Source organism: Bradyrhizobium paxllaeri (assembly GCF_001693515.2).
GTDB lineage: Bacteria > Pseudomonadota > Alphaproteobacteria > Rhizobiales > Xanthobacteraceae > Bradyrhizobium > Bradyrhizobium paxllaeri.
The window spans coordinates 5,635,701-5,658,960 of sequence record NZ_CP042968.1; the positions used below are offsets into that span (position 1 = coordinate 5,635,701).

The following is a 23,260-nucleotide window of genomic DNA, read 5'->3' on the forward strand; positions in this document are numbered from 1 at the left end:
GCACGGCGCTGCTTTCGGCGCTTTCGCTGGTCGTGGCGCGATCCGGTTCCGGCAGCAAGACGTTCCGCTTCGAAACCGAGGCGAGAGCCCTCACGCTTCTCAAGGAGTGGCTCTCGCCGAAGCAGCGCGCCTCTTACGAGCGATTCCGATATTTCGACGTCATCGGCAGCCAAACCGGGACGCGGTATCGGATCCATCATGGCACGCAGACGAACATCGAGGAACTCAGCGAGACGGGTCACCACGTCTGCAAATGGTGCTTCGTTCCGGATGGCGATCTCGTCGCGGGCGATGTCATGCTGGCGCAGAAGATCGCCCTTGAAACCAACGAGCGTGGCGCACTTTCGGTAGCCCACCGTTCGTTTGTCTCATCGGGGCCGCGCAGATTCTGACCGGGGTAGCGCCGATGCGCTTTGCCGATCTATCGGCAAAGCGCATTAGTTGGGCTTTTGCGGCAGGATCCTGCCTTCGATCTTCGGCAGTTCGGCCGTGGAGGTGGATTTATCGGTGCCGGCGCGGCGGGCCAGTTCGACCGTCAGCCGCTCGGCCGCTTCCGGCTGCATCAAGCCCAGAATGTCCGACATCTTCCGAGGCGCGATCTGGGAGGCGATTTCGTAGAGCACGGACATCTCCAGCCGGTCGAACACCTTGGCGGCGTCCTTCGGCTTCATGCCCTCATACATGGTGATGATGCCCTTGAAGCGGGCGGCGTCCTGTTCGGACTTTTGCCCGCTTGCGGTCGTGATCCGCGCCTCGGTGGCCTTCGCCTCCTCGACGCGGCCCTCGATGCGCTTCTCGGCGGATTTCAACAGGCTCTCGCGAATTTCGATTTCACGCGCGCGCTGCTCCAGTTCCTGGCGCCGCGCCTGCAGCCGTTCCAGGATGGCGCGCTCCGACGCCGACACCGATTGCGGATTCTGGTCGGGAAACACCACGACGCCGTCGTGCTTGGGCGCCTCGGTAGCCGGCGCGGCCGGCTTCGGTGCCTCCTCCTTCTTGACCGAACCGGTGATGTCGGCGGTATCGGGCCTTGAGCCGCCGGGAAAACCCAGATTGTCCTGCGCCCAGGAACGCTTGGCGGGCTGGCTGATCTGATAATCGAACACGTATCCGCCATCGATCACGAGGCCAGCGACCTTCAGCACTGCAAGGCCGAAGATCGCGACCAGCACGACCGGAATGACGCGGATATCGCGAAACGACTTCATGCGGCGAGGCCACTCGCCCTTCGGCGCTCGGAGAATGCTTCAGCTGCCGCGGCGACCGCCTTGGCGCTGGAGACCTTGGGCTGTGCTGCGGGTTCGGCCTCCTGCGAGGGCCGCGCCGCGATCGCGATCTTGGACAGACGGCGAATGACGCCGTCGCCTTCGGCGAGCATGTTCTTCAGATGCCCCGCCATCTGCGTCGCCGCGCTGAGCTGGCTGCCGAGATTCTCATTGACGTCGCGCACGGTGTGCTTGAGGCCGCCGATCGCCCGCTCGGCGATTTCGGTCGCGGTGATCAGTTCGGCGATCGTGGCCTTCAGCGAATGCTCGTCCGCCTTCAGCCGCTTCAGCCGCTTGTTGAGCAGCATGCAGTAGGCAATCGTGAGCACCAGCAGCACCGCCACCAGACTCTCGATTACAATGCCAAGGGAATGACTCATTGTGCCTCCATCAACTTGGTTTGCTCGTCGGCCTTCTCGAACATCGCGAAGGTGGTATTGGGTTTGCGCAACTGCTTGGTGACGCGGATGGCGACGCGGTCGCCGACCCGGCCCATCCGCCCCTCGGTCAGCGTGACGTTGCCGCAGCGGACCGAGACCAGCGCGTCGGGACGCATCTCCAGCGGCAGGGTGTCGCCGACCTTCAGCTTCATCAGATGCTTGAGCGGAATGTCGGCTTCATAGAGCACGGCATCGACCGATATCTCGGCCTGAGCCACCTCGGTCGCGAAATGCCCTTCCCAGATCGGATCACGGCCGAACTTTTCGCCCATGAACATCTGCAGCAGAACCGGGCGGATCGGCTCGATGGTCGCATAGGGCAGCAGCAGCTCGATATTGCCGCCGCGGTCTTCCATGTCGATGCGCAGCCGCACCAGGATCGCGGCATTGGCGGGCCTGGAGATCGCGGCGAAGCGCGGATTGGTTTCCAGCCGGTCAATCGAGAACGTCACCGGCGACAGCGGCCGGAACGCCTGCTCGGCATCCGCCAGCACCACCTCGACCAGCCGCTTGACCAGGTTGGTTTCGATCGTGGTGTAGGGCCGCCCCTCGATGCGCAGCGAGGTCTGGCCGCGGCGGCCGCCTAGCAGCACGTCGATGATCGAATAGATCAGGCTGGAATCGACCGTCGCCAGGCCGAAATTTTCCCACTCCTCGGCCTTGAACACCGAGAGCACCGCCGGCAGCGGAATTGAATTCATGTAATCGCCGAACCGGACCGAGGTGATGCGGTCGAGCGAGACTTCGACGTTGTCGGAGGTGAAGTTGCGCAGGCTCGTGGTCATCAGCCGCACCAGGCGGTCGAACACAATTTCGAGCATCGGCAGACGCTCGTAGGACACCATCGCGGAATCGATGATGGCGCGAATGCCGGAATGGTCGTCGAGATTGACGTCGCCGACGGTGAAGCCGAGCAGATTGTCGATCTCTTCCTGCGACAGAACCCGCTCGCCGGAATTCTTGTTGCCGAATTCGCGGCCGCCATCCTCGACCATGGCCGCCCATTGCAGCGCCATGCTTTCGGAGAGTTCGTTGGCGGCAGCTTCTTCGGCCGCCGCCGTGGGGTCCTCGGAATCCAGCGACGCTTCCCATTGCGCGGCAATGGCGTCCTGGTCCATCTGGTCTTGGTTGCCGGCCATGATGCTAGATCCGTCCCATCATCACTGCACGACGATTTCCTTGAACAGCACGGCGCTCACCTGCTGCGGCGCCACCGCACTGTTGACCCGCTTGGTCAGTTCTTCCTTGAGGCGGAACAGCCCGGCCGAACCGTTGATGTCGGAGGGACGCAATTCGCGCAGGTAGGTCTGGAACAGGTCGGTGACGCGCGGCAGGTTCGGCTTGATCTGCTCGACCTGCTTCTCTTCCTTGATCTCGAGCACGACCTTGACGCGGAGATATTGCACCCGCTCGCCGGGCGCGCCGACCAGATTGACCATCATGTCCGGCACTTCGACGAAGGACGGCGGCTTTGGCGGCGGCGCTTCGGCGTGCTTCTCCTCGCCATGGCCGCGCATCAGGAAGAACCAGCCCGCGCCGACGCCAAGGATGGCGACGAATCCGGCGACCGCAATGATCAGCTTGAGCTTGCCCTTTTTCGACGCTGCGGCTTCTGCGCCGTCTGCGCCTTCCGCCTGCTCGTTATCAGCCATCGCCCCGCCCGCTTCGATTCCGAAAAACGAACGCGGTTGCCACCAGCCTGGGTAACGATGCCCCACAACGCGAAACAAAAGCCGCCAGCGCACACGCGCTCTCTACAGGTGCAACGCTAGGGTAATAATGGTTAACGGAACCTTTCCATTCGCGCCCAAGTAGGAAAAATCTGCCGGGCAAACATGGTCAACAAGACCTTTCTGCCGCCCCCGCCGCGTTCCGAAAATATCCTAACCCATTAAAAATTCAGCACTTCCCGACTTGGCACGGCTTTCGCTGAGTAAACGGCGTGACCTGCCGGCTTGGGAGAGCCCAAAGGTTTACGACGGATCCGGACCACGGGCTTGGGAGAGCCAGTTTCGGATCGATCAAGGGGAGAACCACCGATGGAGAATATGCTTCTCGTCGGACTATCGCGGAAGATGACGTTGGAACGGCAGTTGGACGTCGTCGCCAACAACGTCGCGAACATCAACACGACCGGCTTCAAGGCCGACCGGTCGCTGTTCGAGGAATATCTGCGCTCGCCGGCGCATGAAGACAACTTCATGCACGCCGACCGCCGCGTCTCGTTCGTGCACGATCGCGCCACCTATCACGATTTCGCGGCCGGCCCCTCCGAGCACACCAAGAACCCGCTCGACATTGCGATCGACGGCAAGGCGTTCCTGGTGGTGCAGACGGCGGCCGGCGAGCGCTACACCCGCGACGGAGGCCTGCAGATCAACAACCAGGGCCAGCTCGTGACTGCGAGCGGCGATCTGGTGCAGGGTACATCCGGCCCGATCGTGTTCCAGCCGACCGACAAGTCGATCAACATCGCGGCCGACGGCAACATCACGGTCGTCGAGGGCACCGGCCGCACCGACACGGTCCGCGGCAAGCTGCGCCTGGTCTCTTTTGCCGACCCGCAGAAGCTCGTGAAGGAAGGCGGCAACCTCTACTCCGCAGGCCAGGGCATCGTACCCCAGCCCGACATCACCTCGCGGGTGAACCAGGGCTACATCGAGAAGTCGAACGTCAATTCCGTCCACGAAATGAGCCGCCTCATCGAGATCACGCGTACCTACACGCAGATCTCGGCGATGCTGCAACAGCAGCACGACTTGCACCGAACCGCCGTCGAGAAACTCGCCGACGTTCCGGCATAACGCTCAAGGAATAGATCGATGCGCGCACTTTACACAGCAGCGACCGGCATGGCGGCACAGGAACTCAACGTTCAGGTGATCTCCAACAACATCGCCAATATGCGCACCACCGGCTACAAGAAGCAGCGGGCTGCGTTTCAGGACCTGATCTACGACCATGTGCGCCGCGTCGGCGCGCAGGCTTCCGACCAGGGCACCATCCTGCCGGTCGGTGTCGACATCGGCGGCGGCGTCAAGACCGTCGGCACGCCGCGTCTGATGGGCCAGGGCACGCTGTCGCCGACCGGCAACGATCTCGACATTGCCATCCGCGGCGAAGGTTTCTTCAAGATCCAGGTGCCCGACGGCACCTATGCCTATACTCGCGACGGCTCGTTCATGATGGACGCGCAGGGCCGCGTCGTCACCGCCCAGGGCAACCCGGTGCAGCCGACGATCACGATCCCGCAGAATTCCTCGGCGATCACCATCAACGCGCAGGGTCAGGTCACCGTGATGCTGCCGGGCTCGACCACGCCGACGCTTGTCGGCCAGATCGGCCTGACGCGCTTCATCAACAAGGCCGGCCTCAACCCGATCGGCGACAATCTGTTCACGGACACCCCGGCCTCGGGCACGCCGCAGGACGGCGTCGCCAACACCGACGGCTTTGGCGACATGCAGCAGGGCAACCTCGAACAGGCCAACGTCGAGGTGGTGACTGAAATCTCCGACCTGATCGCCGCCCAGCGTGCCTATGAAATGAATGCGAAGGTCATCAGCGCGGCGGACCAGATGCTGCAATCCACCTCCAACATGTTCCGCTGAGCAATGATCATGATCACCCGCCCCCTCCTCCTGGCCGCTGCCCTGATCGCCGCATCGAGCGCAACCGCACAGACCCAGGACGCCTTTGCAAACCGCAACGTGATCGCCGCGCCCGTGCTGCGCGCCAATGTGCAGGTATCGGGAGATCTGGTGCGGATCGGCGACGTCATCGACAATGCCGGCAGCGCGGGGCAGATCGCGATCTACCGCGCGCCGGATCTTGGCACCACCGGCGCGCTGCCGGTGGCGCAGGTGCTCAACACCCTGCGCGCCCATCATGTGATCGGCGTCGACACCCGGGAGCTGAAGGAAATTTCGGTGACGCGGCTGGCCCGAACGCTCGAAGGCAAGGACATCGAGCTGCAGGTCGCGCGCGCGCTGGAGCGCCGCAATGGCCTCGGCGACGCCGCCAACCTGGCGCTGACCTTCGACCGCGATCCCGGCGACGTCAGGCTGGATTCCGGCTTCAGCGGCAGCCCGCAGGCGACGATCGTGCGTTACGACAACCGCAACGGCCGCTTCGACGTCACGTTTGAAATCACCAATGAGAACGGCACGGCGCCGGTCAAGCTGCGTTTCACCGGCACGGCGATCGAGACCGTCGAAGCCGCGGTGCTGACGCGCAATGTCGAGCGCAATGAAGTCCTGAAATCATCCGACGTGGTGGTTGAGCGCCGCCCGAAGGCGGAAGTCGGCACCGATGCTTCCGCGCGCGATCGTGCCGTGGGCATGCAGGCGCGCCGCCAGCTCCGCGCCGGCCAGGCGATCAAGACCGCGGATCTCGCCAAGCCTGATCTGGTGCAACGCGACCAGAACGTCACGCTGATTTACGAGACCACCGGTATCTATCTCACCATGCGCGGCAAGGCGCTGGACAACGGCACCGAGGGCGACGTCGTCAGCGTCATGAACCTGCAGTCGAAGCGTACTGTGTCCGGCACCGTGATCGGCCGCGGCCAAGTCTCCATTACCCCCGTCTCGATTACGCCGGTGGCCTCCCGCCCGGCGCAAACTAGCGACGCCACCTCCTCGCTCAGCCCTGCCGCTCCCATCGCCGTCGCCACCGTCAGTTCGCCAGCCGCTTCAAAAGCCGAGTAATGTAAATGTCAGTTCCCCGCCTCAACCGCATCATCCTCACCGGCGCCGTGCTGTCGCTGGCCGCCGCCGCGAGCGGTTGTTCCTCGATCGACCGTCTCTCCCAGATCGGCGAGAAGCCGAAGCTGACGGAGATCGAAAACCCGACCACGCAGCCCGGCTACAAGCCGGTGCAGATGCCGATGCCCAAGCCGGAGCAGGCCTCCTACAACGCCAACTCGCTGTGGCGGAACGGCAGCCGCGCGTTCTTCAAGGATCAGCGCGCCGCCCGCATCGGCGATCTGCTGACGGTGACCGTCAACATTACCGACAAGGCCAACCTGTCCAACGAGACCCAGCGCAGCCGCTCCGCCAAGGAAGACTCCGGCATCACCGACTTCATCGGATCCCAGACGATCACGCAGGCAAACAAGATCCTGCCCGGCAAGATCCTGACCACGGACTCGACGTCATCGAGCGACGGCAAGGGATCGGTCAATCGCCAGGAGTCGCTGACCACCAACGTCGCCGCCGTGGTAACGCAGGTGCTGCCGAACGGCAATCTCGTGGTCGAGGGAAAACAGGAAATCCGCGTCAACTTCGAAATCCGCGAACTGATCGTCGCCGGCATCGTCCGCCCCGAAGACATCCAGAGCGACAACACCATCGATTCCACCAAGATCGCGCAGGCCCGCATCGCCTATGGCGGCCGCGGCCAGATCACCGACGTGCAGCAGCCCCGCTACGGCCAGCAGGTGATGGACGTGCTGCTGCCGTTCTAGTTTTTCTCAGAGCTCCCACACTCCATCGCGAACCTAGGCGCGATGAAGTGTATCAACGCGGCCTCCGTCAGCTCCCCTGGCGGAGGCCGTGGTCGTTTGGCTGAATGCCAGGAATGGCGACCTCGCTGTCGCAATTTCCAAAGGGTACCATCGCCTCTGTTCAAAAATCCGGCTCTTCCTCAGCCATCCTGGTCTGGTGGCGCCAATGCTGCCATATGGCCAGCCCGACCGAGGTCGCCGCCGCCAGCAGCAGCAGGCCGGAAATCGGCCGCGTCAGGAAGAGCCAGGGATTCGCGTCGGTCATGATCGCACGTACAAGGTTGATCTCGATCTGGTCGCCGAGAATCAAGCCGAGGATCAGGGGCGCGAGCGGAAAACCGAGCTTGACCAGCACGTAACCAATGACGCCGAAAAGCAGCAGCACGTAGACGCTCTGCATGGTGTTGTTAAGCGCGTAGGCGCCGACAACGCAGAGCACGAGCACGACCGGCGCCAGCACCGCCATCCGCACCGACGTCACGCGCAGCATCAGCGGCATCAGTGCGAGGCAGATCAGCAGCATGCAGGGATGCGCCAGGATGTAGGCCGCATAGATGCCATAGGCGATATCGGGGTTTTGCGAGATGAACAGCGGTCCCGACTGAATGCCGTGGATCGTCATCGCGCCGAGCATCACGGCGGTGACGGCGTCACCGGGAATCCCGAATGCCATAATGGTCATCAGCGAGCCACTGACATTGGCGTTGTTCGAGGCTTCCGAGGCAATGATGCCCTCGGGATGGCCCTTGCCGAAGCGATCCGGCGTTTTCGAGAATTTCTTGGCCTGGTCATAGGCCATGACGCTCGATGCGCTGCCGCCGATGGCAGGCAGTATCCCGATGATCAGCCCGACGATCGTTGACCACGCGAGCAGGAATGGCTGCTTGAAGATTTCCAGGTTCACCTTGAGGTGCGAGAAGCGCTCGAGCCTGACCCCGGCCAGCGATTGCAGCGCGTCGCTGCGCGGCGAATTCAGCTTCTCCAGATCGGTCATGATCTGCGCGAAGGCAAAAATGCCGATCAGCACCGGGAGAAACGGAAAGCCGCCGCCGATGAACGCCGAGCCGAAGGTGAAGCGCGGCACGCTGCCGATCGGATCGTGGCCGACCACCGTGATCAACAAGCCGATGGCGGTCGAGATCAGTCCCTTCAGCAGCGACGATTCGCTGAGACCCGCGACCATCGCCATCGCGAGCACGAACAGAGAGAAGTACTCCCACGGCCCGAATTCCAGCGCGATCGCCGCAAGCGGCCCGGTGAGAAACACGAGGAACAACGCGCCGAGCAAGCCGCCCCAGACCGAAGCCCAGACGCCGAGCCAGATGGCGCGTCCCGGCTCGCCATTACGCGCCATTGGAAAGCCGTCGAACGTGGTGGCGATCGAAGAAGGCGAGCCGGGGATACCAAGCAGGCAGCAGGCGATGAGGCCGCCGGTCGATCCGCCGACATAGACGCCGGTCATCGCCGCAAGGCCCGCCAGCGGATCGAGCCCATAGGTGAACGGCAGCACCACGATGACAGTCATCGTGATGGTGACGCCCGGAAGAGAGCCGCCGACCACGCCGATGAACGTGCCGGCAAACAGCGGCAACAGGTATTTCCACTGGGCGATGTTGACGAGGCCGCTCCAGAGCAAATCGAGCATCAGAAACCCGTCCACGCACCGCGTGGCAGCAGCACCAGCAGGTATCGTTCGAAGATGAAATAGCTTATCACGGCGGTGCCGAGCGCGATCGTGGCGAGCACAACCCATTGCCGCACCGTTCGCGGGCGATCCAATGCAGCCTGCAACGCGCCGACGAACAAGACCGTGGCGATGCGAAATCCCAAAAGCGGCAGCAGTGCCACATAGGCGCCGACGATCGCGAATGCGATCACGACCAGGCGATAATTTCGTCGCGGCGCGTCGCCCGCGTCGGCCGGCGCGCGGCGCTTCAGGAGGTCCTGCACGACCAGCAGCGCGCTCGCGGCCGCCATCAACGACAGCACGATGGCCGGGTAAAAGCCCGGCCCGACCGGGACGATGGGAAGGGACGGAAGCTGAAAGGACTTGACCAGGAGGAACAGGCTGACCGCGAGCAGGATCAATCCGGTAATTCCATCGCGGCCGATACTCATTTCTTGATCAGGCCGAGATCGGTCATGACAACCTTGTTCTCGTTGTCGATCTTGGCGAGGAACTGCGCATAGTCACTGGCATTGAGGAACGCCACGCGGGTGCCCTGCAGTTTCATCGCTTGAGCAAAACTCGGCTCCTTGGTCGCCTTGGCGCAGCCCTCCTCGAGCTTGACGCGCACCGGTGCCGGCGTCCCTTTGGGGACGAAGATGCCGCGCGCTACTTCGTACACGATGTTCATGCCGAGCTCCTTGAGCGTCGGCACGTCGGGCGCTTCCGGATCGCGCTTCTCGCTCGCGATCGCGATGTAGCGCAGCACGCCGGCTTCGACCTTGCCCTTCTGCGTCAGGTTGGAGTCCGTGAGATTGACGTGGCCGCCGAGCAGCGCGTTCATCCGCGGGGCCAGGCCGTCGTAGGACACGAACTTGAATTTCACGCCGGCCGCCTTCTCGATCATTGCCGGGAAGATATGGCTGGTCGAACCGAGCGTGGCGCCGACCGTGATCTCGCCCGGGCGCTTCTTGGCGTCGTCGGCGAGTTCCTGCCAGTTCTTCCAGGGCGTTTTGGCGCTCGCGGTCAGCACCGAAGGTGTCGCTGAGACCAGGCAGATCGGCTCGAAATCGCTGTATTTGACATCACTGATGCCCGCGTAGAACGTCAGATGGATATAGTCGTGCACGGCGTAGACCGTATATCCATCGGGCGCCGCGGCCTTGGCCTCGCGCGCGCCGGTGGTGCCGGATGCGCCGCTGACATTGGCGACGACCACGGGTTGGCCGATGTGCTTCTGGAGTTCGGCGGCGAACGGCCGGAAGATATTGTCGGTATCGCCGCCCGCGGCCCATGGCACGATCATCTTGATGGGGCGGTCGGGATATTGCGCCATCGCCGGCGCCGATAAAGCAGCCAGCACCCCGGCCAGCGCGGCAGCGCCGGCCATCGTCACCAATGTCCTTGCCATCCGTCATCCTCCCAGTGTCGTCTCGTGGGCCATTCAGGCTCTCTTTCGGGGGATAATAACAGCCGAGCCCCGCAGGGGAAAGCCCTGCGGCGGCTCCATGCCCGCGACAGCCAGCAGGCGATGGACGTGCCGCTGCCGTTCTCTTCTCCCGAGCTCCCACATCTCGTTGCGAACCAGGCGCGACGGGGATGTTCAACACGGCCTCCGTCAGCTCCCCTGGCGGAGGCCGTGGTCGCTTTTGACCGATCATCGCGAAGGTAACGAATGCCTGTCGCGGCGTCCGGCTTCAGTGCGGACGACGACGCGAGCGGTTCTTGTCGATGAGCTCGGCGTTGGCGCCGAAATTGCGGTTCTCTGTACAGGAAGCCGTTCGGCCCGAAGCCGCGGCCTGGCACTGCGCGTTGGTCGAGTAGATGCACTCGCCCATCCCGCCGGCGAAATCGTCACCTTGAATGCAATAAGGATAATCCCTCGCCGAGGCCGCGCTCATGCCGGTTAGCAAGACAACTGCCGATGTCACGAAGGCAACAAATACGATACGCATGTTTCCCTCCTACGCCAATGCGGCATTCGTTGCGCCGATCTCGGAAGCGCCGCGTGAGCTATTTCACACCGCGCGCGTCACTGTTAGGTGATGGCGCGATGTAGCTGCACCGCAAATCTCATCGCTCCGCGAGCAATTGCCGGAATACTCGACTGGCAATGCGCCTGTTCAAAACGTAACGCAGGAACTCCGCTGCTCGCGAGGCTCGCATCGCTTTTGCGACGACGCGTAGCCTTCCAATCAGGAACGTTTCCTCACGCCCTTCGTTTGCTGTCCATCAATCCCTGGAGGAAAATTCATGGCTTTGGAAGCAAACGAAACCGGCAACCTGATCGGCAGCGACAAGGTCGAGGGAACTGCGGTCTATGGCGCCGATCGCAACAAGATCGGCTCGATCGAACGCGTCATGATCGACAAGAAGAGCGGCAGGGTTTCCTACGCCGTGCTGTCGTTCGGCGGCTTTCTCGGCATCGGCGACGATCACTATCCGTTGCCCTGGCAGTCGCTGAAATACGATACCTCGCTCGGCGGCTACGTCACCGGCGTAACGGAGACGCAGCTCAAGGGCGCGCCGCACTACGGCAACGACAACGCGTGGAACTGGAGCGACCCGGTCAGAACCCGCGCTGTCAACGACTATTACGGCGTCGCGATCTGATGGCGGTCACGCCTGCCCTTCACAAGGCCCGCCTCGATGGCGGGCCTTTTTGCTGGCAGGCGTGATCGCGAACGCCAGCTCGCATCTTCCCGTGGGTAGAGAACTATTCCGGCTGCTTCGCGTTGGGACCATTCGAAAGGGCAGCACGATGGGAAAATTCTTCTTGATCATTATCGCTGTAAGCGTCGCCATTTTGCTGGCGATGAGCGCCTATGTCATCAGCCTGTAGCGGCGATGCAGCCTGCGGGCGGTCGATCGGAAGCGATGGCGCGTTTTTCCTATCGCACGCGCGCGTCTTCGAAGGATGCGCGACGACTGTCATCCGCCCCGTGGTTCGAGACCGCGTTCTCACGTCCCCTGACCATGACAGTTGAGGTCGCAAGAAAACTGACGCCGGGGAAGATTGCGCCGGAGCCTGACGATGGTTAACGACGCTGCCGTCGGCGAGACCGCGTGGTCTGCTGCATGCCACGACATCGAAGCCAGATCAGACTTTCGATTAACTATTAGTTCGCCGGCGATGGCGGTACGACCGGCTTAACGACATGAACGCAGTCGTTGCGTAGAAAGCACCGACCGGGGTGCCCGTCATGATTACCGTATGCTTACCGCCGATACACATGGGCTGCGGGTGCTACCAAAGCCGTGCGCTCCTGTGCCCTCTTTCTTTTTTGAGGGAACCGGTTAGCATGCCGCCCGGGAAAAGTGAGCGAACACACACCCAAGTTGTCATTCGCTCGCGAAGGCAGGGCGCTCGAGTTATTCCAGTGGCAGCAGTGATTGAAACGACAGGTCGCGGCGTGCCGGATGGCCCGCAAGCGGCGATACTGCTTCTTCTCCTGACGATTCTTATTTACGCCTCGCCTGCGTTCGCCGAGCCGTGCAGCAGGCCGACAGCGCGCTCCAGGATCGCCGAGACGCTCAAGCTCGCCTCGGACAAGCGGCCGGTCAATCTCACGTTCCGCACCCATGCCGATGGTGTGAGACTGTCGCCCAGCCTCAAGTCGAAATATCCCGACGACATGACCATCATCCTGCAGAATGAATTCGACCAATTGAACGTCAAGGACGACCGCTTCGACGTCTTGATGCGATTCAGCGGAAATCCGGAACGGCTGACAGTCCCCTTCAGCGCGATCAAGGCGTTCTGGGACAAGTCCGAGCTGAAGTGTTCCGACGGCTGAGGCCTCACTTCGGCGTCGCACGCCGAATGAGCGCGCAAAGCCCGCTCATCCGCGCGATCGGGTGCTCGACAAACAGACGGCAGGATGCGAGCGCGCCCTGCAGCGTAGCAGGCGGCGCCGCAGGTTTCAGTTGCGACGCGAGCACAGCACCATGCGCATGCCCAAGCGCGCGAGTCGAAAGCGTGAGCGCGTTCAGTCGCCCGTCCTGCTGCAGTGGCGCTAGCATGGTTCTAACCAGCGCAAGATAGGCCGGCCAGTACGCGAGATGCCGGTACATGCTCGCGATCACCTGCGGCTTGGTGTCTTCGCCGAATGTATTTAACTCCTCGACCAGCGCCGCCACTTCGGGATCGAGCGCATCCATCGGCGGCAGTTCCGGGATCCTGGTGCCGGATGGTTTTGGCGCGGTCTCGGCGGCCCTCACCGTATCGGCCGGGCGCGGCTCGTAATGCGCCAGCAGCGCCGAGAGCACGACGATGGCGAGCGCATTGGTATATTGATAGCTGTCGAGCACGTCACGAATCAGCACGCGTTCGGTCTCGTCCACGCCGGCGGCGAGCAAGGTGTCGGTGGAGAAGCCGGGCCAATCCGGCAGCGCGATCGTTCGCCTGACGGCTTCGGCATGTAACGGCGCATCGCCGAGATAGAGCGGCCGCACCGTCGACCACGTCCATTCGAGCGCGCCCGGCATGGTCGCGAGGTTGCGCCAGATCAGGTTGACCACGCTGGTGCCGAGCACTTTGCGGATGTCGGCATAGATGTCGGCGATCTCGCCTCTGGCATCTGATTCGAGAACCGACGGAACGCTTTCAGCCATTACGAATCTACTTGAACGACGCTTTCACCGTGCCCAAACCGTCGAGCTCCATCTCCACGGTATCACCTGCATTGAGCCACACCGTTTTCACCAGGCTCCCGGTCAGCACGATCTGCCCGGCGTGCAATCCCTTGCCCTCCTCGGCGAGATGATTGGCAAGCCAGGCCAGCGCGTTGTGGGGATGGCCGAGCACGTCGGCGCCGGTGCCGCTGCCGGCCTCCTTGCCGTTGACGACAGCGCGGCCTTTCACCTTGAGCAGGTCGGGCGCCTTGATACGCGCCACCGCCTTGCCGAGCACGCAGCCGGCGGCAAAGAAATCATCGGCGACAAGCGTCGGCGCGCCCATCGTCTCCCATTTGACATAGCGGTCGTCGACGATCTCGATCGCGGGGAAATAGGCCTCGATCGCCTCCATCACCCACTCCGCGGTGAACGGGGCTTCCGATGGCGCAAGATTGCGCGCGAGCCGCACCGCGATCTCGCATTCAACACCGACACGGACGTAGTCGCCGTGACGCAGTTTGGCACCGCTGTCGTGAACGCCCTTGGCAAAGACGCCGCCGGCGCAGGGATGGGGGATATCGAGATATTCCTGCATCACCGCGCTGGTGCAGCCGATCTTGTAACCGACCAGGTCGCCCGCCTGCGGCAGCAGCAGATCGTGGACCGCGCGCTGAATGCGATAGCCTTCCGCCTCATCGCCGGGCGCAAGCTCAAGGGAAAGCGAGGCCAGCGGCGCGCGGTTGCGACGGGCGGTGGCGATGGTCTGTGCGGCCGCAAGAATGTTGTCCATCAGCGGCGGCTTTCTCGTTTGCAACCTGCGGCGCCGACCACACCCGGTCAGACGCCAGGTTCCCTACTCGTCGCGATAAACCTTCTCGCGCTTCTCGTGACGTTCCTGCGCTTCCACCGACAGCGTTGCAATGGGGCGAGCCTCCAGCCGCTTGAGCGAGATCGGCTCGCCGGTCTCCTCGCAATAGCCGTAGGTGTTGTCCTCGATGCGTTGCAGCGCGGCGTCGATCTTGGAGATCAATTTGCGCTGGCGGTCGCGGGCGCGCAGTTCGATGGCGCGATCGGTTTCGGAAGAGGCGCGATCAGCGAGATCGGGATGATTGACGTTCTCTTCCTGAAGGGTCTGCAGGGTGATCTTCGATTCCCTCAGGATCTCGTCCTTCCACGCCAGCAGCTTCGCGCGAAAATAATCGCGCTGGCGGTCGTTCATGAAAGGCTCTTTTTCGGAGGGTCGATAATTCTTCAACTTTTCCAAGGCCAGCCCATCTTCACGTGCAAGGCGGGGCGGAAAATTGTCCGTCCGCGCGGGCCTTATATAGCGGCGGGTTGTGACAGACAATATCGGACGTCCCCGTGGGAGTACCGCCCCCAAGGCCTTGCACAGGCAAAGCTATCGGGGCGGCCTGCCCTTTAGTAGCCGACCGTGAAGCGCTGGCGGATATGGGCCGGACGCTCGATTTCGTCGGCGAGTGCAACTGCGAAGTCCTCGAAGGAAATCGAGCTTTTACCGTCGGCGGCGGTCAAAAGCTGGTCGGTCCCAAGGCGGAACTTGCCGGTTCGCTCGCCCGCGACAAACAGGGCCGAGGGCGAAAGGAAGGTCCAGTTGAGTTCCTTCTCCGCCCGAAGCAGGTCGAGGAAGGCGGCGCCCTTCTCGGCTTCCGCCTTGTATGCCACGGGGAACCCGGGGGTGGTGACCAGCCGGACGCCCGGGGCCACCTCGAGGCTGCCGGCGCCGCCCACGACCAGGTAGCGACCGACCTTCGATTCCTTTGCGGCGGCGATCAGCTTGGCCGGGTCGCTGGCCAGAAAGTGGACCGAACTGATCGCGGCGTCATGGCCGGTGACCAGCCGGGCAAGGCCAGCCTGATCCATCACGTCGCCCTTGGTTGGCGTGACGCCGGCCTGGGCAACGATCTTTTCGGGATTGCGGGCGATGGCGGTCACGCTATGGCCGCGGCGGGCGAGTTCGGCGGTGATGCGCGAACCGGCATTGCCGGACGCGCCGATGACGGCGATTTTCATGGAGGTCTCCCTTGCGATACGCGAATGTGGTATCCAATGGTGACTAGATAGCGAAAAGAATGTAGGTGTTAAGAGAGCACTTTTGGGTCACCTGATTACGCCGGAGTAACCGCCGTGAAAGCCGCCAATTCGAAAATCCCGAACGCCTATTCGGCCCAATGCCCGACGCGCCAGATCCTCGATCGGGTCGGCGACAAATGGGCGGTGTTAATCCTGCTTCTCGTGCGCGACGAGCCGATGCGTTTCAATGCGTTACGCCGCGCCATTGAAGGCATCTCGCAGAAGATGCTGAGCCAGGTTCTCAAATCGCTTGAACGCGACGGATTGATGAGACGCCGCGCGATCGCAACTGTGCCGGTGACGGTCGAGTACTCGATCACGCCGCTCGGCGCGACGCTGGCCGACGCGGTCGATCCGTTGCGCGAGTGGGCCGAGAACAATCTGAAGGAGGTATTGAACGCGCAACGCCGCTACGATGCGGCGCGCAAGGATATCGCGGCGTAGAGGCCATCCACAGCTGTCATGCCCCGCTTCAAGCGGGGCATCCAGTACGCCGCAGCCTCTCGGTCAGAAGCGGCCGTCTCTGGAATGCTGGGTTGCCCGGTCGGGCAATGACATTCGGAACTAAAATCGTTGTCCGGCCTTCGCCAGTTCGACTTCGACGCGAAGCTCGATCTCGGAGAGCACCGCATCGAGACCAGGATCGCCGGAGGAAGCTTTCAGGTTGGCCGCGGCGTCCCGCAGCCGGTTCACCGTGGAAGCATCGAGGTTGCCGGAGAGCAATCCGAGCTTGAGTTCGTCGAGCACGTCGAGCGCGCCCCTGCCCCGTGCCACCGAACGCTTGCGACGCTCGGTCGGGTCTTCGACGCCCTGCAGCGCGAGCAGCGCATCGATATTGCCGGCGGCCTTGGGCGCTGTGGCCGAGCGCGGCTCTTCGGGCGTAGCCGGCGTTTCCGGCAGCGAGAAGCCGGTCGAACTGGTCCGCCGCGTGTGGCTCGCGGGCGATCCAAGCGTGGTGCCGTTCGGTCCGTAGATGCGCATCGTGGTGATCTCGTTGTGAGAGTCGACAGACCTTCGCCTTCCTATGGTTAATGACGCGTAAACGGCCCGGCAAAATCTGCCGACATGCGGCAGTTTCGCCCATCGTGGTGAAGCCGCCGCAGCTGCGCGCTTCCAGCGAACATTCAGCGATATCAAGGTATTGCTCCGAAACCGCGATATGGCACGGCGCTCGCATAGTTAATCGCGGACCGCCGTCATGGGAGTGGCGCCTTCGGTCCGGTGGAAGTTCTCGAGGGGAGCACAGGATGCCCGGCATCCGTTCGGCAAGACTGATTTGGGTGGCCTGCGCCGCGCTGTTGGCGCTGGCGTTATCGCCCTCGTCCGCGGGCGCGACGTCGCGGATCAAGGACCTCGCCAATATCGAAGGCGTGCGGCAGAACCAGTTGATCGGCTACGGCCTCGTCGTCGGCCTCAACGGCACCGGCGACACGCTGAACAACATTCCCTTCACCAAGCAGTCGCTGCAGGCGATGCTGGAGCGCATGGGCGTCAACATCCGCGGCGCCACCATCCGCACCGGCAACGTCGCCGCCGTCATGGTCACCGGCAATTTGCCGGCCTTCGGCACCCAGGGCACGCGGATGGACGTCACGGTATCCGCGCTCGGCGACGCCAAGAACCTGCAGGGCGGCACCCTGCTCGTTACCCCCCTGCTCGGCGCCGACGGCAACGTCTATGCAGTCGCCCAGGGCTCGCTCGCGATCGCGGGTTTCGCGGCCGAGGGCGCCGCCGCCAGTGTCACGCGCGGCGTGCCGACCAACGGCCGGATCCCCAACGGCGCCATCATCGAGCGCGAGATCGAATTCGCGCTCAATCGCCTGCCCAATGTACGGCTGGCGCTGCGCAACGCCGATTTCACCACCGCCAAGCGCATTGCCGCCGCGGTCAACGATTTCCTCGGCGTCAAGACGGCCGAGCCGATCGACCCCTCCACGGTGCAGCTTTCGATCCCCGCCGAATTCAAGGGCAACGTCGTCGCCTTCCTGACCGAGATCGAGCAGTTGCAGGTAGACCCGGATCTCGCCGCCAAGATCGTGATCGACGAACGCTCGGGCATCATCGTGATGGGCCGCGACGTTCGCGTGGCTACCGTGGCGGTGGCGCAAGGCAATCTCACCGTCTCGATTTCGGAGAGCCCGCAAGTCAGCCAGCCCAATCCGCTGTCGCGCGGCCGAACCGTGGTGACGCCACGCACCGGCGTCAGCGTTTCCGAAGACGGCAAGAAATTTGCAGTCGTGAAAGACGGCGTCTCGCTGCAGCAACTCGTCGACGGCCTCAACGGCCTGGGCATCGGCCCGCGCGACCTCATCAGCATCTTGCAGGCGATCAAGGCCGCCGGCGCGATCCAGGCCGACATCGAGGTGATGTGATGGACGCGAGCCTTATCAACGGCATCGGCGCATATTCGAAGAAAAAGACTTCGCTGATCAACGGCCGCAACGACCCGCAGCTCGCCGACGCGCTCAAGAAAATTTCGCCCGAAGCGCAGAAAAAGACGCGCGCCAAGGCCGAAGAGTTCGAGTCGATGTTCCTCAACTCGATGTTTTCCCAGATGACCACCGGCGTCAAAGGCGAAGGGCCGTTCGGCGACACGCCCGGCACCGGCGTCTGGCGCTCGATGCTGACGGACGAATATTCGAAGTCCTTCACCAAGTCCGGCGGCATCGGCATTTCCAACGACGTCTTCCGCACCTTGATCCTGCAGCAAGCCAATCGCGCCGGCTGACCACAAGGAAAATCTCGACATGAATCAGCGTCCTCAGGCCCAGCCAGCACCAGCAAGATCGATCTCGACGCCGACCGAGGCGCGCAAGCTCGCGGAAGAACTGATGGAGGTGATGAGCGCGCTGCTCGGCATCATCGAGCGTGAAACCGAACTGGTGCGCGCCGGCAGCGTGCGCGAGGCGATGCGGCTGGAAGAGAAAAAGGGCGAGCTGTCGCGCCGCTACATGGTCGCGGTCGAGAATCTGAAGAACGCGCAAAAATATCTGGCGCAGGTGTCGCCGGAACTGCTGGCCACCCTGCGTCGCCATCACGACACTTTCCGCGCCATGCTGCAGATCAATCTCACCGTGCTTGCGACCGCGCACGCGGTGTCCGAGGGCATCGTGCGCGGCGTCAACACCGAAATCCAGCGCAAGAACATTCCGAGCACCTATACGGCTTCGGGGCAACGCGCCGCGCCCGGACCGCGCAATATCACCCCGCTCTCGGTCAGCCGTTCACTGTAAGTGAATCGCGTTTTCGGTTCTCTGCAATTTTATCTAAATTTGCGCGGCCGCGTCAGAGCGGGATTCAGCGTGTTCCCTAACGCCGCGTTGAGGGGTGCCCGGCTATATTGCAACCGATGAGGGGTTGGATTTGACTCGCAGCAAGCCCGGAGGCTGCCATGAGTACAGATTTCAACATCAAGCCGGTGGGGGCACCGGTTGCCGCGCCGATCGTTCAGCACGTGAGCGAGGCGGCACAACATGCGGTCGCGACCGAACTGCCGGCGAGCCAGAGCGTCTCGGCAGTCGATTCAAGCGCGCGCGCCGGCACCGATTCCGCCGCGGTCCGCATTTCCATTTCGAATCCTGCGGTATCGAACCAGGTCGTGATCGATCGCGATGCACGCGCCGTCGTCTATCAGGTCGTCGACGTCAAGACGAGCCAGGTCGTGAAGCAGTTTCCCGAGGAAGCCGTGCTGAGGCGGCGGGCCTATTTCCATACTCTCGACCTGACCAAGGACGCCCCGCAGCGCCTCCGCGCCACTGACCGCCAGGCTTGACCGCTTCGGCTCTGAATCGGCATCGGACTCGGCCGACGCGGTCCGCGATCACGATGCGTCGGTAGCTTACGAACGCTTGGCGTATGCCTGGTCGAGATAGGTCTGTCCGCTGGCGCCATCGGTTACGACGTTCTTGATCAGCGCGGTATTGTTGCCCGTGAGCGTGAACTTGGTGTCACCGACCCGGAACGCGTTGTCCTTGATCAGCACTTCCTGATATTTGTTGGTGCCGCCGCTCTGGTATTGCACCTTGGCGCGAAATCCCGTGACGTTAGAGACCGTGATCTTGAACGTCTTCTGGTCCGCATATTTTCCCGTCCAACTACCTTCATAGAGGTTGGGATCGACCGCCACGTACGGAGTCTTGGACGGGACGGTCATTCCCACCGTCTTGTAGTTGGCTGAGATGATGTTCCAGAGGTCAGCCATCTTACGGACCGGTCAGCCGCGACCGGACAGGCCAGCGGCGAGATTGCAGTTGATATCGATCAGCGACTTCAGCTTGGCCGGATCCGGATTCAACTGCATGTCTACCGTCTGCTTCATCACGAACACACCGATGTTGGCGATGTTCTGACGCACCTCGATCGACTGCGGGTTTTCGTCGGCCTGTGCCGCGCTCATGAAGATCGACCAGAGCCGGCGATTGAACAGCAGCGCGTTCTCCATGGCCTTGCCTGGACCAGCCCAGTTGGTCTGGACCTCCTGGAGCTGTCGTGCGGCCTTCAGCAGCGCCTGCGCCTCGATTTCACGGGGGGACGATGTAGTTTGCGACGTGCGAGCGTAGGCTTGGGCTGCATTAGACATTCACTAACCTCTGTGAGAGCGATTCGCAGGACGACCGCGGAGACTTCAGGAAAACTGCCCAACTTTCATACAGGTAGCGCGTTTAAATATGGTTAGCGAAGGTTACCGATTGTGTCAGAAGCCCGGCGAAATCCATATTTTCACCACCATGCCCGCCATCGGTTCTGATGGAATTAAGATCGCAAACCAAATTTTCCTGAAGAAGCTTTTTTGTTTGCGCGGCCGATACTCGCCGCTCGCTCGCGAAAGAAAAACGGCGGGGTTTCCCCCGCCGTTCTGAAGTTCTGCGTCGCTGCCGCGATTAGCGGAGCAGCTGCAGCACGCTCTGCTGGCTCTGGTTGGCCAGCGCCAGCGCGGACACCGCGATCGACTGGCGGGTCGACAGCGCCTGGCTGTTCGCCGCTTCCTCGTTGGTGTCGGCCAGCGTCAGGTTCGACGAGCCGGTCTGCAGCACGTTGATCAGGTTCTTCGAGAAGTCCTGACGGATCTGCACGATCGACAAGTTCGAACCGAAGGCCGAAGCCTGCGAGCGCAGCGTGGTCGACGCGCCGTTCAGCGCCGTCACGATATCGTTGATCGCAGCGTTGTCCTTGAAAGCGCCCGTGGTCAGGACGTCGAGGCCGAGGCCGGCCGGGTTGAAGTTCACGCCCTGGATGCTCAGCGTGGACTTGCCGGTTTCGTTGAACGTCAGCTTCAGAGTGTCACCGCCGAGCAGATTGATGCCGTTGAAGGACGCATCCTGCGAGGTGGTGGTGATCTGATTGATGATGTTGTTGTACTGAATGACCAGGTTGTCACGGGTCAGCTTGGCATCTGGATCAACAACCGGAGCCGGAGCCGTGGTGCCGGCGGCGAACGCCTGGCCGGCGCCAACCGCGGAACCGGTGATCGCACCGATCGTGGCCGAGGCCGCTTCGTTCGTCGTGGTGATCGTCAGCTTGCCGGACACGAACGTGGCCTGCAGGTTGTTGGCGGCGAGAGCCTCGTTCAGCTGGTTGAGGTTCGAGATGCGGCCCGCACCCTCGCCGAACACGATGTCGGTGGCAACGCCGCCGCCGGTCGCACCGATCCTCAGGGTCTTGCCTTCCAGCACGCCCGGGACCTCCGTGCGAGCCTGCGTCACGCCGCCTGGCAGACCGAGCGCGGTGAGAGCTGCAGCATTGCTGCTGGATAGCGTCAGGTCGCTCAGCGTGCCGGTGTTCAGCGTGATCTGGCCGCCGGTGATCGTCGAGGCCGTCGACGAGCCGGTCAGACCGTCGATCTTCGCCAGCAGGTTGGTGACGTCGCTGTCGATCTTGATTTCGTTCGGATCGTTGCCGATCGTGTTCGCGGCCACGAAGGTCAGCGTCTTGCCGTTGACGGTGATGGTGTCACCGACCGCGAAGGCGTTCGACAGCGAAGGAGCCGTGCCGTCGCCGACGCTCAGCTTGGTGGTGCCGGCCAGGGCACCGGCCGTCACGGCGCCACCGCCACGGGTAGCAGTGCTTTGAGCGGCAGTGTTGATTTCGAGCGCGACGGCCGCGGTACCGGTCACGACGAGGTCGGCGGCCGTACCGGACCTCAAGGTGATGATGCCGCCCGTTGCCGTCGAGGCGTTGGCCGGGGTCGTGTTGCCCGACAGCGTGTCGATCGCAGTCATCAAATCGCTCAGCGAGGTATCGACACCCATCGTATAGGCGTTGCCCGAACCGACGAGGCCATTCGCGCCAGCCTGGAACGTGATCGTCTTGCCGTTGACAACCAGCGTATCGTTAGCGGCGACCGCAACGGTGAGTTGCGAGAGAAGCGACGAATCGGTCGCGTTGATCGGGCCGGCCGTCTGGAGCTGGCCGCCCGGGGTAGCCACCGCGGTGCTGGTATACGCAGCGCGCTGCGGGGCTGAAGCACCGGTGAACGCGGCGTTGGTCGGGGCCTGATCGGCGACGAGATTGTCGGCCGTTGCACCGTCGATCACGACGGAGGTGAACGAGGACTTGGTCGAGTAACCGACCGTCGTCTGCAGCGCCTGATTGGCGACAGACTTGGCGGAGTCAACGAGCTTCTGCAGAGAGGTGATGCCGGTGTTGGCAGCCTGCAGGACCTGCACGCCGTTGCCGATGCCGTCGAGGAGATTGTTGATGTCGCCGGCGCGCGCATCGAGCGAAGCCGCGGTGAAGTAGTTGGTGGGGTTATCGAGGGCCGTGTTGACCTTCTTGCCGGTGGCAAGGCGATTCTGCGTGGTGGCGAGCAGATCGGCGGTCGACTGCAGCGAGAGGAGGTTCTGGCGAACCGACGCGGAGAGAACAATACCGGACATCTTTCATACCTTTCTGGTGTGAAATCAAACGAGCCATGATCCCGACCTCTCGATCGGGCGACGGCTCACTCTGGAAGCAAGTCTCTAAGAAAAAATGAATTTGGTCGGATAAGGTGCGCGGGAAGGCGGTGAATTCGAAATTAATTCGCTGCACGGGCGGGCTTCCGTATTCCTACGGATCAGGTGCAGGAAAGGCCCGTAAAATGGGCACAAGTCGCATCTTCACCATTGGTTAACCATCATCGGGAAGGATGCCGAATCTGCCGGCGGGCACGACAACGCGCGAAAAGCGCCAATGGGAGAACAGGCATGGCCTTGAAAGTCGAGCTCAAACCGCACGAGCGAATCATCATCGGCGCCTGCGTGGTCACCAACACCGATCAGCGTGCCAGGCTGCTGATCGACGGCGACCGGATTCCGATCCTGCGCGAGAAGGACATTCTCACCCCGGAAACCGCCGACACGCCGGCCAAGCTGGTATATCTCGCGGTGCAGCTCATGTACCTGTCGCCGGACCCGATGGCGCACCACCCGACCTATTTCAGCCTGGTGCGCGATATCCTCACGACAATGCCGAGCGCATGGCCCTTCATCGAGGGCATCAACAACTTCACTCTGAACGGCGATCTCTACCACGCGCTGAAGGAAGCCAAGAAGCTGATCGGCCATGAAGAGCAGATCCTGGAAAGCGCCCGTAAAATGCAATCGTCCGGGCAGCCCGATCGCAAATCCGCGTAACCACCGCTCGCACCTGAAAAGAAAAGGCCTCCGCAAGGAGGCCTTTTCGTTGGGCGCGAACC

Annotated in this window: 30 protein-coding genes; 14 read left to right on the forward strand and 16 right to left on the reverse strand. The window is 62.7% G+C overall.

What is annotated here, in order from left to right; genetic code table 11:
• The first annotated feature begins 26 nt into the window (after positions 1-26).
• Positions 27-392 carry a hypothetical protein gene (locus tag LMTR21_RS26900; protein WP_057840391.1) on the forward strand — a complete coding sequence of 122 codons (366 nt, stop codon included), beginning with the start codon at positions 27-29 and terminating at the stop codon, positions 390-392.
• Between the two features lie 45 nt (positions 393-437).
• Here the strand turns inward: LMTR21_RS26900 and LMTR21_RS26905 are convergent, their stop codons facing one another.
• From LMTR21_RS26905 to fliL, 4 genes are read right to left on the reverse strand one after another with little or no spacing between them, the layout of a single operon-like run.
• The gene (locus LMTR21_RS26905) at positions 438-1,208 is read right to left on the reverse strand and encodes a MotE family protein (RefSeq protein WP_065752544.1); all 771 of its coding nucleotides are present in this window, start codon (positions 1,206-1,208) and stop codon (positions 438-440) included.
• Positions 1,205-1,645, reverse strand: coding sequence for a DUF6468 domain-containing protein (locus LMTR21_RS26910; RefSeq protein WP_065752545.1), 441 nt, complete (start codon positions 1,643-1,645; stop codon positions 1,205-1,207). Before LMTR21_RS26910 ends, LMTR21_RS26905 begins: the two co-directional genes overlap by 4 nt.
• Entirely contained in the window at positions 1,642-2,844 is a 1,203-nt protein-coding gene (fliM, locus tag LMTR21_RS26915) for a flagellar motor switch protein FliM (protein WP_065752546.1), read from the reverse strand. The genes LMTR21_RS26910 and fliM overlap by 4 nt, the downstream gene beginning before the upstream one ends.
• Before the next feature lie 21 nt (positions 2,845-2,865).
• Entirely contained in the window at positions 2,866-3,357 is a 492-nt protein-coding gene (gene fliL, locus LMTR21_RS26920) for a flagellar basal body-associated protein FliL (protein WP_065752547.1), read from the reverse strand.
• 387 nt (positions 3,358-3,744) lie between these two features.
• On the opposite strand from fliL, the gene flgF reads away from it, so the two are divergent.
• From flgF to flgH, 4 genes are read left to right on the forward strand one after another with little or no spacing between them, the layout of a single operon-like run.
• Entirely contained in the window at positions 3,745-4,509 is a 765-nt protein-coding gene (gene flgF, locus LMTR21_RS26925) for a flagellar basal-body rod protein FlgF (protein WP_065752548.1), read from the forward strand.
• Positions 4,510-4,527: 18 nt separating this feature from the next.
• The gene (flgG, locus tag LMTR21_RS26930) at positions 4,528-5,316 is read left to right on the forward strand and encodes a flagellar basal-body rod protein FlgG (RefSeq protein ID WP_057840377.1); all 789 of its coding nucleotides are present in this window, start codon (positions 4,528-4,530) and stop codon (positions 5,314-5,316) included.
• A 9-nt stretch (positions 5,317-5,325) separates the two neighbouring features.
• Complete coding sequence (gene flgA / locus LMTR21_RS26935; RefSeq protein WP_065752629.1) at positions 5,326-6,414, forward strand: flagellar basal body P-ring formation chaperone FlgA; 1,089 nt, start codon at positions 5,326-5,328, stop codon at positions 6,412-6,414.
• A gap of 5 nt (positions 6,415-6,419) precedes the next feature.
• Positions 6,420-7,172 (forward strand): flagellar basal body L-ring protein FlgH, encoded by a 753-nt coding sequence (flgH, locus tag LMTR21_RS26940; RefSeq protein WP_065752549.1) that lies wholly within the window; start codon positions 6,420-6,422, stop codon positions 7,170-7,172.
• A 160-nt stretch (positions 7,173-7,332) separates the two neighbouring features.
• Here the strand turns inward: flgH and LMTR21_RS26945 are convergent, their stop codons facing one another.
• The 4 genes from LMTR21_RS26945 to LMTR21_RS26960 form a co-directional block, all read right to left on the reverse strand.
• Positions 7,333-8,856 carry a tripartite tricarboxylate transporter permease gene (locus tag LMTR21_RS26945; RefSeq protein WP_065752550.1) on the reverse strand — a complete coding sequence of 508 codons (1,524 nt, stop codon included), beginning with the start codon at positions 8,854-8,856 and terminating at the stop codon, positions 7,333-7,335.
• Positions 8,856-9,299 carry a tripartite tricarboxylate transporter TctB family protein gene (locus LMTR21_RS26950; RefSeq protein WP_187399202.1) on the reverse strand — a complete coding sequence of 148 codons (444 nt, stop codon included), beginning with the start codon at positions 9,297-9,299 and terminating at the stop codon, positions 8,856-8,858. The genes LMTR21_RS26945 and LMTR21_RS26950 overlap by 1 nt, the downstream gene beginning before the upstream one ends.
• Positions 9,300-9,325: 26 nt before the next feature.
• Positions 9,326-10,288, reverse strand: a complete 963-nt coding sequence (locus LMTR21_RS26955) for a Bug family tripartite tricarboxylate transporter substrate binding protein (RefSeq protein ID WP_065752552.1) — start codon at positions 10,286-10,288, stop codon at positions 9,326-9,328.
• Between the two features lie 286 nt (positions 10,289-10,574).
• A complete protein-coding gene (locus tag LMTR21_RS26960) occupies positions 10,575-10,832 on the reverse strand; it encodes a DUF3551 domain-containing protein (RefSeq protein WP_065752553.1) in 258 nt (85 codons plus the stop codon).
• Between the two features lie 298 nt (positions 10,833-11,130).
• Between LMTR21_RS26960 and LMTR21_RS26965 the strand changes: the two genes are divergently transcribed.
• The 3 genes from LMTR21_RS26965 to LMTR21_RS26975 all read left to right on the forward strand — a co-directional run bounded on the left by LMTR21_RS26965 (position 11,131) and on the right by LMTR21_RS26975 (position 12,674).
• Entirely contained in the window at positions 11,131-11,490 is a 360-nt protein-coding gene (locus LMTR21_RS26965; protein ID WP_065752554.1) for a PRC-barrel domain-containing protein, read from the forward strand.
• A gap of 49 nt (positions 11,491-11,539) precedes the next feature.
• Entirely contained in the window at positions 11,540-11,719 is a 180-nt protein-coding gene (locus LMTR21_RS26970; protein ID WP_141688259.1) for a hypothetical protein, read from the forward strand.
• Positions 11,720-12,257: 538 nt separating this feature from the next.
• A complete protein-coding gene (locus LMTR21_RS26975) occupies positions 12,258-12,674 on the forward strand; it encodes a ClpXP protease specificity-enhancing factor SspB (protein WP_187399203.1) in 417 nt (138 codons plus the stop codon).
• A 4-nt stretch (positions 12,675-12,678) separates the two neighbouring features.
• Here the strand turns inward: LMTR21_RS26975 and LMTR21_RS26980 are convergent, their stop codons facing one another.
• From LMTR21_RS26980 to LMTR21_RS26995, 4 genes are all read right to left on the reverse strand, one after another.
• Positions 12,679-13,491 (reverse strand): hypothetical protein, encoded by an 813-nt coding sequence (locus LMTR21_RS26980; RefSeq protein WP_065752556.1) that lies wholly within the window; start codon positions 13,489-13,491, stop codon positions 12,679-12,681.
• Between the two features lie 7 nt (positions 13,492-13,498).
• Entirely contained in the window at positions 13,499-14,284 is a 786-nt protein-coding gene (locus LMTR21_RS26985) for a 2-keto-4-pentenoate hydratase (protein WP_065752557.1), read from the reverse strand.
• A gap of 63 nt (positions 14,285-14,347) precedes the next feature.
• Positions 14,348-14,713, reverse strand: a complete 366-nt coding sequence (dksA, locus tag LMTR21_RS26990; protein ID WP_092509290.1) for an RNA polymerase-binding protein DksA — start codon at positions 14,711-14,713, stop codon at positions 14,348-14,350.
• A gap of 200 nt (positions 14,714-14,913) precedes the next feature.
• Positions 14,914-15,525 carry an NAD(P)-dependent oxidoreductase gene (locus tag LMTR21_RS26995; RefSeq protein WP_065752558.1) on the reverse strand — a complete coding sequence of 204 codons (612 nt, stop codon included), beginning with the start codon at positions 15,523-15,525 and terminating at the stop codon, positions 14,914-14,916.
• 114 nt (positions 15,526-15,639) lie between these two features.
• On the opposite strand from LMTR21_RS26995, the gene LMTR21_RS27000 reads away from it, so the two are divergent.
• Complete coding sequence (locus LMTR21_RS27000; protein ID WP_065752559.1) at positions 15,640-16,029, forward strand: winged helix-turn-helix transcriptional regulator; 390 nt, start codon at positions 15,640-15,642, stop codon at positions 16,027-16,029.
• A gap of 120 nt (positions 16,030-16,149) precedes the next feature.
• Here the strand turns inward: LMTR21_RS27000 and LMTR21_RS27005 are convergent, their stop codons facing one another.
• On the reverse strand, positions 16,150-16,566 hold the full coding sequence (locus LMTR21_RS27005) for a flagellar assembly protein FliX (RefSeq protein ID WP_065752560.1): 417 nt from the start codon (positions 16,564-16,566) through the stop codon (positions 16,150-16,152).
• Positions 16,567-16,832: 266 nt separating this feature from the next.
• Between LMTR21_RS27005 and LMTR21_RS27010 the strand changes: the two genes are divergently transcribed.
• The 4 genes from LMTR21_RS27010 to LMTR21_RS27025 all read left to right on the forward strand — a co-directional run bounded on the left by LMTR21_RS27010 (position 16,833) and on the right by LMTR21_RS27025 (position 19,357).
• Positions 16,833-17,957 (forward strand): flagellar basal body P-ring protein FlgI, encoded by a 1,125-nt coding sequence (locus tag LMTR21_RS27010; RefSeq protein WP_065752561.1) that lies wholly within the window; start codon positions 16,833-16,835, stop codon positions 17,955-17,957.
• Complete coding sequence (gene flgJ, locus LMTR21_RS27015; protein ID WP_065752562.1) at positions 17,957-18,313, forward strand: flagellar assembly peptidoglycan hydrolase FlgJ; 357 nt, start codon at positions 17,957-17,959, stop codon at positions 18,311-18,313. Before LMTR21_RS27010 ends, flgJ begins: the two co-directional genes overlap by 1 nt.
• A 19-nt stretch (positions 18,314-18,332) precedes the next feature.
• Positions 18,333-18,818 (forward strand): hypothetical protein, encoded by a 486-nt coding sequence (locus tag LMTR21_RS27020; RefSeq protein ID WP_065752563.1) that lies wholly within the window; start codon positions 18,333-18,335, stop codon positions 18,816-18,818.
• Positions 18,819-18,976: 158 nt separating this feature from the next.
• Positions 18,977-19,357, forward strand: a complete 381-nt coding sequence (locus LMTR21_RS27025; RefSeq protein WP_065752564.1) for a hypothetical protein — start codon at positions 18,977-18,979, stop codon at positions 19,355-19,357.
• 66 nt (positions 19,358-19,423) lie between these two features.
• Here LMTR21_RS27025 and LMTR21_RS27030 read toward each other — a convergent pair whose 3' ends face one another.
• From LMTR21_RS27030 to LMTR21_RS27040, 3 genes are all read right to left on the reverse strand, one after another.
• Positions 19,424-19,786 (reverse strand): hypothetical protein, encoded by a 363-nt coding sequence (locus LMTR21_RS27030; protein WP_065752565.1) that lies wholly within the window; start codon positions 19,784-19,786, stop codon positions 19,424-19,426.
• A 12-nt stretch (positions 19,787-19,798) separates the two neighbouring features.
• Positions 19,799-20,164, reverse strand: coding sequence for a flagellar biosynthesis regulator FlaF (gene flaF, locus LMTR21_RS27035; protein ID WP_065752566.1), 366 nt, complete (start codon positions 20,162-20,164; stop codon positions 19,799-19,801).
• A 301-nt stretch (positions 20,165-20,465) separates the two neighbouring features.
• Positions 20,466-22,460, reverse strand: coding sequence for a flagellin N-terminal helical domain-containing protein (locus tag LMTR21_RS27040; protein ID WP_065752567.1), 1,995 nt, complete (start codon positions 22,458-22,460; stop codon positions 20,466-20,468).
• A 309-nt stretch (positions 22,461-22,769) separates the two neighbouring features.
• On the opposite strand from LMTR21_RS27040, the gene flbT reads away from it, so the two are divergent.
• Positions 22,770-23,198, forward strand: coding sequence for a flagellar biosynthesis repressor FlbT (gene flbT, locus LMTR21_RS27045; RefSeq protein WP_065752568.1), 429 nt, complete (start codon positions 22,770-22,772; stop codon positions 23,196-23,198).
• Positions 23,199-23,260 lie beyond the last annotated feature (62 nt).